Origin of the sequence: Dialister sp. (assembly GCF_051885895.1) — a bacterium.
GTDB lineage: Bacteria > Bacillota > Negativicutes > Veillonellales > Dialisteraceae > Dialister.
The window spans coordinates 1-5,923 of the sequence record NZ_JBJEXP010000096.1 but is presented as its reverse complement, the minus strand read 5'-3'; the positions used below and the strand labels follow the sequence as shown (position 1 = coordinate 5,923).

Below are 5,923 nucleotides of genomic sequence, written 5' to 3'. Positions count from 1 at the left end.
CCTGCTTTTCCTGGGCATTTCTTCTCCCGCATTTCACCAGTTTTACAAGAAGTAAAGAAATCTCCGGATTTCTTTTTCCATGATGCACAGGTGATGAAGAAAGAGAGTACTTTTCCGAATACGGCCAAGCGAGTCCGGCTGATGGAAGCGGATACGGATAGGAAAAGGAAGTGCATTTCTGAGCTCATGAGCCGAAAAAAGTAGGCTCTGTCGGGAGACGCCCGTTACAGCGCAGGGGTACGGGGAGGATATTCCCACAGGTACCTTCAAAGGCCATGAAGGCGACTTCATGGTAAAATTGGGTGGAAACACGAGGTTCTCGTCCCTTTGGGGACGGGGCCTTTTTATTTTGTTTCAGTCAGGAGGATGAAATGAATACAGAGGCAGGTACAGCAGGTGTTCTGAAGGACACGGAAGAAAGGAATGTGGTATGCATGAAAAAGAAAGAATGGCTCCTTCTTTCTTTACCGGTAGTTTCTATTTTGGTGACAGGAGCGGCGGATGTATTGATTAAACGCAGTCTGCAGCAGATGAAGATGCCTCATCCCTATCTGCTGTATTTTCTGGGAATCTGCCTTGCAGTGTATCTGGCTTTTGCAGCGGCTTCTCTCTTTTCTGTGGAAACGAGGAAAAAGGTGGTCTACATGGCTCCTTTTTATGCCATGCTGGCCCAGCTTTTGGACGGGCTGAACCTGGCCACTGCTAAATTTGCCCTGCTGCCGGTGATTTACTTCCCGGCGCCGGACAGGGTGCTGCAGGTATTTGTGAAGGATTTCAATCTTCTTTTATCCTGTATCGCTTATTCCTATTCCCTTCTGGCGATCAGCTGGATCCTGGGCGTATCGATAGGCATTGCCACCGGTGCATGGCTGGGCTTTTCCAAACGGGCGGATTACTGGCTGTGGCCCTTCATCAAGGCGCTGGGACCGATTCCACCGGTAGCCTGGATCCCGCTGGCTTTGGTGATTTTCCCCACCATGTACAGCGGCAGCGTTTTCCTGATTTTCCTTTCCATCTGGTTCCCGACTGCATCCCTTACCCTTTCGGGCATACGGAATGTGAATAAGTCTTACTTCGAAGTGGCGGAAACGCTGGGCGCCAGCCATTGGGATCAGGTATTCCGCGTAGCGGTTCCGGCAGCTATGCCGGATATCTTCATGGGAGTCTTTACGGGGACCTGCATGAGCTTCGTAGTGCTGGTAACAGCAGAAATGATGGGTGCCAAGTATGGCCTTGGCTGGTATGTAAACTGGCAGAAGGAAATGATGGCTTATGCCAATGTATATGCAGGCCTCATTCTTATCGCCGGCAGCTTCTGCCTTTTCATGGAGCTGATGTTCAAACTGAGAAACCGGGTGCTGGCATGGCAGAAAGGAGTTATTAAATGGTAGAAGAAGGGCATATCCTTATTGACCGGGTATCCAAGAGTTTTGAAGATGCCAATGCCGCCGGAGGACGGCAGCTGATTCTTTCGGGCATATCTCTGGATATTGCGCCGGGCTCCTTTACTTCCTTCATCGGCCCTTCGGGCTGCGGGAAGTCTACGCTGCTCCGCATTATTTCCGGCTTCCTTTTCCCTGATGGAGGCAAGGTGGAAGTGGATGGAAAGAAGGTGGAAGGACCGGGTGTGGATCGGGGCTTCATGTTCCAGGACCATGTGCTGTTTCCCTGGCTTTCCATTTATGACAATATTGCTTTTGGTCTCAAGGTGCAGGGAACCTATGAAAAGCGGAAGGAAGATGTGAAAGAAATTATCCATCAGGTGGGTCTGGATGGATACGAGGATCATTATCCCTACCAGGTATCCGGCGGCATGCAGCAGAGGGCCTCCCTGGCCAGGGCGCTTATCGGCCATCCGAAGATTCTGCTTCTGGATGAACCGCTGGGAGCACTGGATGCTTTCACCCGTATGACCATGCAGGAGGAAATCCGCAGGGTATGGGAAAAGAGTCATACCACCATGATTATGGTAACCCATGATATTGAAGAAGCGGTATACATGGCCCAGAAGGTGGTGGTGCTGTCTTCCCATCCCGGCAGGGTGATCAAGGAAATTCCCATTGAGCTTAAACGGCCGGTGGACAGAGAATCGCCGGAGTTTACTGCCTATAAGACAGAAATTCTGAAGGCTCTCCACTATGGAGAAAACGGTCTGCCGGAAGATCTGGGAGAAGTGGTTTCATAAGAGAGGGGATACATATGGAAAATCGGTTTTTACCAAGTTATACCATGGGGCCTGATGCCTATGATGAAATTCCGGCTGTCTGCGGCAAGTTCGGGAAAACGGCAGTCATCATCGGAGGAAACCGTGCGAGAAAAGCGGCTGAACCGCTGATACGGAAAGCAGTGAAAGGCAGGATTTCCATTACCGGCAGCTTCCTTTACGGGGATGATGCCACTTTTGAAAACGGGGACAGGCTGACGGAAATCCCGGAAGTGAAAGAAGCGGATATGATTTTTGCCGTAGGCGGAGGCAGGGCCTGCGATACGGCCAAATATGCAGCGGAAAAACTGGACAAGCCCATTTTTACATTTCCTACCCTGGCGTCGAACTGTGCGTCCATTACGGCCGTATGCATCATGTATTACCCCGATCATACCTATCGGGCCAACTGGTATCGGAGCCGCCCGCCTTTCCATACGTTTATCGACACGGATGTGGTGCTCCATTCTCCCCGTGATTATTTCTGGGCAGGCATAGGGGATGCTCTTTCCAAGGAATATGAAGTGCTGTTCAACTCCAGAGGAGATACACTGGACTATTTCCAGAGCCTTGGCGTCCGTCTGGCGGGAAGCTGCTCCGATGGTCTTCTGGAAAAAGGGGAAGAAGCGCTGGCGGATTTTGACCAGGGAAAAGACAGCGATGTTTTCCGCTTTGTAGTGCAGAATATTATCATTTCCACAGGCCTCATATCCAACTGTGTGCCGGTGATTTATAATTCCAGTCTGGCCCATGCGATTTACAACAGTCACAATCAGGTGCCCCATAAGGGCAATCATCTTCATGGAGCGGTGGTATGCTATGGCACGCTGGTGCTTCTTACTCTGGATGGACAGAAGGAAGAAAGAGATAAGATGCTTTCCTTCACAAAGAAAACCGGTCTGCCTCATACCCTTTCCGATATCGGGGTGGACAGGGAGGACGCACCAGCTCTGGCCGGATTTGCACTGGAAAAACCGGACATCCGACATGTGCCCTATAAAATCACAAAGGAAAATATTGTAAAAGCCATGGATGAACTGGAGGGACTCAAATGAATACGAAACAGAGAATCAATGCAGTCATAGCCTCTCTCATCCTGCTGGCAGCATCAAGCCTGGGGCTGGCCTATGAGGTCTATGCGTCGGGACAGCAGCCGGCACACACTATGACCTATGAAGAAGCGGTGAAAGCCACGGAAAAGGACTGCTGTAAATAGCGGGCTGGGAGGACTGCTGCTGTTTCTACGTCCGGCGGCTTCGTATTTCTCAAATTTTTTTATTTCACACAGATCTCTTTTCAAGGGGGAGCGGTCAATGGCCGCGGTTATATGCAGATATATTCGAAAGGGGAAGATGGATCATGATGATTTCCAACAAAGTGAAAGCAGCTGCAGCTGCACTGGCTCTGGTTTCCGTATTTGGTCTGGCAGGCTGCGGAGACAGCGGGAAGTCCGGTGCTTCCGGCGCAGCCAAGGTAGACAATGTAAAGGTGAAGGTTGGCTATTCGCCGTCCCTCTGCCAGGCACCTATTTTTGTGGCCTATGAAAAAGGCTATTTTAAAGAAGCCGGACTGGATCCGGAACTGGTAAAGGTGGATGGGGCTACGGCCAATGAGTCTCTGGGATCCAATAAGGTAGATATGGAAATTACCCTGGTCAGCAAAACCATCCATCCTCTGCAGAACGGTCTCCCGGTGAAAGGAACGACCGGTGTCCACTTTGGCTGCGTCAGAGCCATTACCCGCCCGGATACAGGCATTAAGGATGTCAAGGATCTGAAGGGCAAGAGAATCGGCGTATCCGGCCTGGCAGATACGGGCACTGTCATTATCCAGCGTGCACTGAAGCATGAAGGCATCGGCGTCACTCCGGATAATATGGAAGTGGAATTTGTGGTGGTGGACAGGAACAGCCTTCCTCAGGCTCTTTCCTCGGGACAGGTGGATGCCATCGTCATGACGGATCCGGTAGGCTATATCGCCCAGAAAGAATACGGCTATGTACCGGTGCTGGATACAGCAACCTCCCAGGGCTGGAAGGATGAATACTGCTGCGATCTGGTAGTGACGAACCAGTTCATTGAAAAGAATAAGGATGCAGCGAAAGCACTGACGGAAGCAATCCAGAAGGGCTCCCTTTACATCAAGCAGCATCCGGAGGAAGCAGCCAAACTGCTGATTGAAAAGAAATATGTAAACGGCGACGAGAAAGACTACGCCGAACTTTTGAAATCCTACAACTACACTCCGTCGGTGCAGGGCGGCTATGATGCCATTAAGGCAGCAGCCAAGGACCTGTCGGATCTGGGACTGGTCAATCAGCTGGATGCCAAAGAATTTGCAGATAATTCCTATCAGTTCTTTGACGGCTACAAGGATGTAACGAGCCTGTAAGGCCTTACATACATAGAAGCGTATGGACATAAAATCATCGCCATACGCAAAAGGAGGATATATCATGAACAAACACTGGAAATCATTGGCAGCGGCACTTGCTCTTGCAAGCGTACTGGGTCTTGCAGGGTGCGGAGGCACCCAGAGCGCAGGAAGCAGTGCGAAAAGCGCCGCACCGGCAGCAGAAGGAAAGACGAATATGCGGGTAGCCTATTCTCCGTCCCTCTGCGAAGCATCTACGGTCGTTGCCTATGAAAAAGGTTTCTTCCAGGAAGAAGGAATCAATCCGGAAATGATTAATATCCAGGGAGCCAGTGAAACGGAAGCCTTGGGGACGGACAAGGTAGACGGCATGCAGACCCTGGTTTCCAAAATTATACAGCCGATCCAGAATGGACTTCCGGTTAAACTCACCGCCGGCCTTCATACAGGCTGCGTCCGTATTGTTACCCGTCCTGATACCGGCATCACCGATGTGAAGGGCCTGAAGGGCAAGAAAATCGGTGTATCCGGCCTGGCTGATACTGCTACTGTCATTGCCCAGCGCGCTCTTCATACCGATGGCATCGGCGTCACCCCGGACAATATGGAAGTGGAATTTGTAGTGGTGGAAAGAAACTCTCTGCCCCAGGCATTGAAATCGGGACAGGTGGATGCCATCGCCATGACAGATCCTGTCGGAGCTATCGCCATGAAGGAGTACGGCTTTACCTCCGTGCTGGATACAGCCAAGTCTCCGGAATTCAAGGATGAATACTGCTGCTCTGCTATTCTGACATCCAAATTTGTACAGGAACATCCGGATCTGGCCAAAGGCTATACCCGGGCTGTCATGAAAGGGGCTCTCTACGTGTCTAAACATCCGGATGAAGTGGCCCAGATGCTTCATGATAAGAACTATGTATCCGGCGACGTAGCTCTGAATGCGGAACTGCTGAAATCCTACAATTACGTGCCTTCCGTGCAGGGCGGCTATGATGCCATTGAAAGGGCGGCTGCCCAGCTGGAAGAAATCGGCATTGTTCATGATGTGGACGCTAAAGCCCTGGCTGACGGAGCATTCCAGCGTTTTGACGGACTGGAAGATACGCCCAGTCTGTGATTCATAGGGGAGGAAAAGAGCATTCCCGTTCGCAAGTGGGGGTAAAGGGTTCAAGGCGCTGCCAAACCTTTCTCCTCTCAGCGCCCCAGGGTCGGGCCGGAATCGGCTGACGCCTTCCGGCCTGGTTCAGAAGGCAGTGATGAATGCCGCCCTTGGCGGCGGTTAAGGCAGGTACCTGTCAAAGCCAGTATAAATGATAACTGTCGGCAGCGTAAAACCTTCACATC

6 protein-coding genes and 1 other annotated feature are annotated in these 5,923 nt (G+C 51.2%); all 6 genes read left to right on the top strand.

All coding sequences use genetic code 11. The annotated features are described in order from the left end of the window. The first annotated feature begins 84 nt into the window (after positions 1-84). Positions 85-330 (top strand) — a binding site (T-box leader). A 41-nt stretch (positions 331-371) separates the two neighbouring features. The 6 genes from ACI4N7_RS08345 (at position 372) to ACI4N7_RS08320 (ending at position 5,696) form a co-directional block, all read left to right on the top strand. Then, positions 372-1,391, top strand: a complete 1,020-nt coding sequence (locus ACI4N7_RS08345; protein WP_439732899.1) for an ABC transporter permease — start codon at positions 372-374, stop codon at positions 1,389-1,391. Further along, on the top strand, positions 1,385-2,185 hold the full coding sequence (locus tag ACI4N7_RS08340) for an ABC transporter ATP-binding protein (RefSeq protein ID WP_439732898.1): 801 nt from the start codon (positions 1,385-1,387) through the stop codon (positions 2,183-2,185). Before ACI4N7_RS08345 ends, ACI4N7_RS08340 begins: the two co-directional genes overlap by 7 nt. Before the next feature lie 14 nt (positions 2,186-2,199). Then, positions 2,200-3,258, top strand: a complete 1,059-nt coding sequence (locus ACI4N7_RS08335; protein ID WP_439732897.1) for an iron-containing alcohol dehydrogenase family protein — start codon at positions 2,200-2,202, stop codon at positions 3,256-3,258. Continuing rightward, positions 3,255-3,419 (top strand): hypothetical protein, encoded by a 165-nt coding sequence (locus ACI4N7_RS08330; RefSeq protein WP_439732896.1) that lies wholly within the window; start codon positions 3,255-3,257, stop codon positions 3,417-3,419. The genes ACI4N7_RS08335 and ACI4N7_RS08330 overlap by 4 nt, the downstream gene beginning before the upstream one ends. Before the next feature lie 143 nt (positions 3,420-3,562). Next, on the top strand, positions 3,563-4,594 hold the full coding sequence (locus ACI4N7_RS08325) for an ABC transporter substrate-binding protein (RefSeq protein WP_439732895.1): 1,032 nt from the start codon (positions 3,563-3,565) through the stop codon (positions 4,592-4,594). 64 nt (positions 4,595-4,658) lie between these two features. Then, positions 4,659-5,696 carry an ABC transporter substrate-binding protein gene (locus ACI4N7_RS08320; RefSeq protein WP_439732894.1) on the top strand — a complete coding sequence of 346 codons (1,038 nt, stop codon included), beginning with the start codon at positions 4,659-4,661 and terminating at the stop codon, positions 5,694-5,696. Positions 5,697-5,923 lie beyond the last annotated feature (227 nt).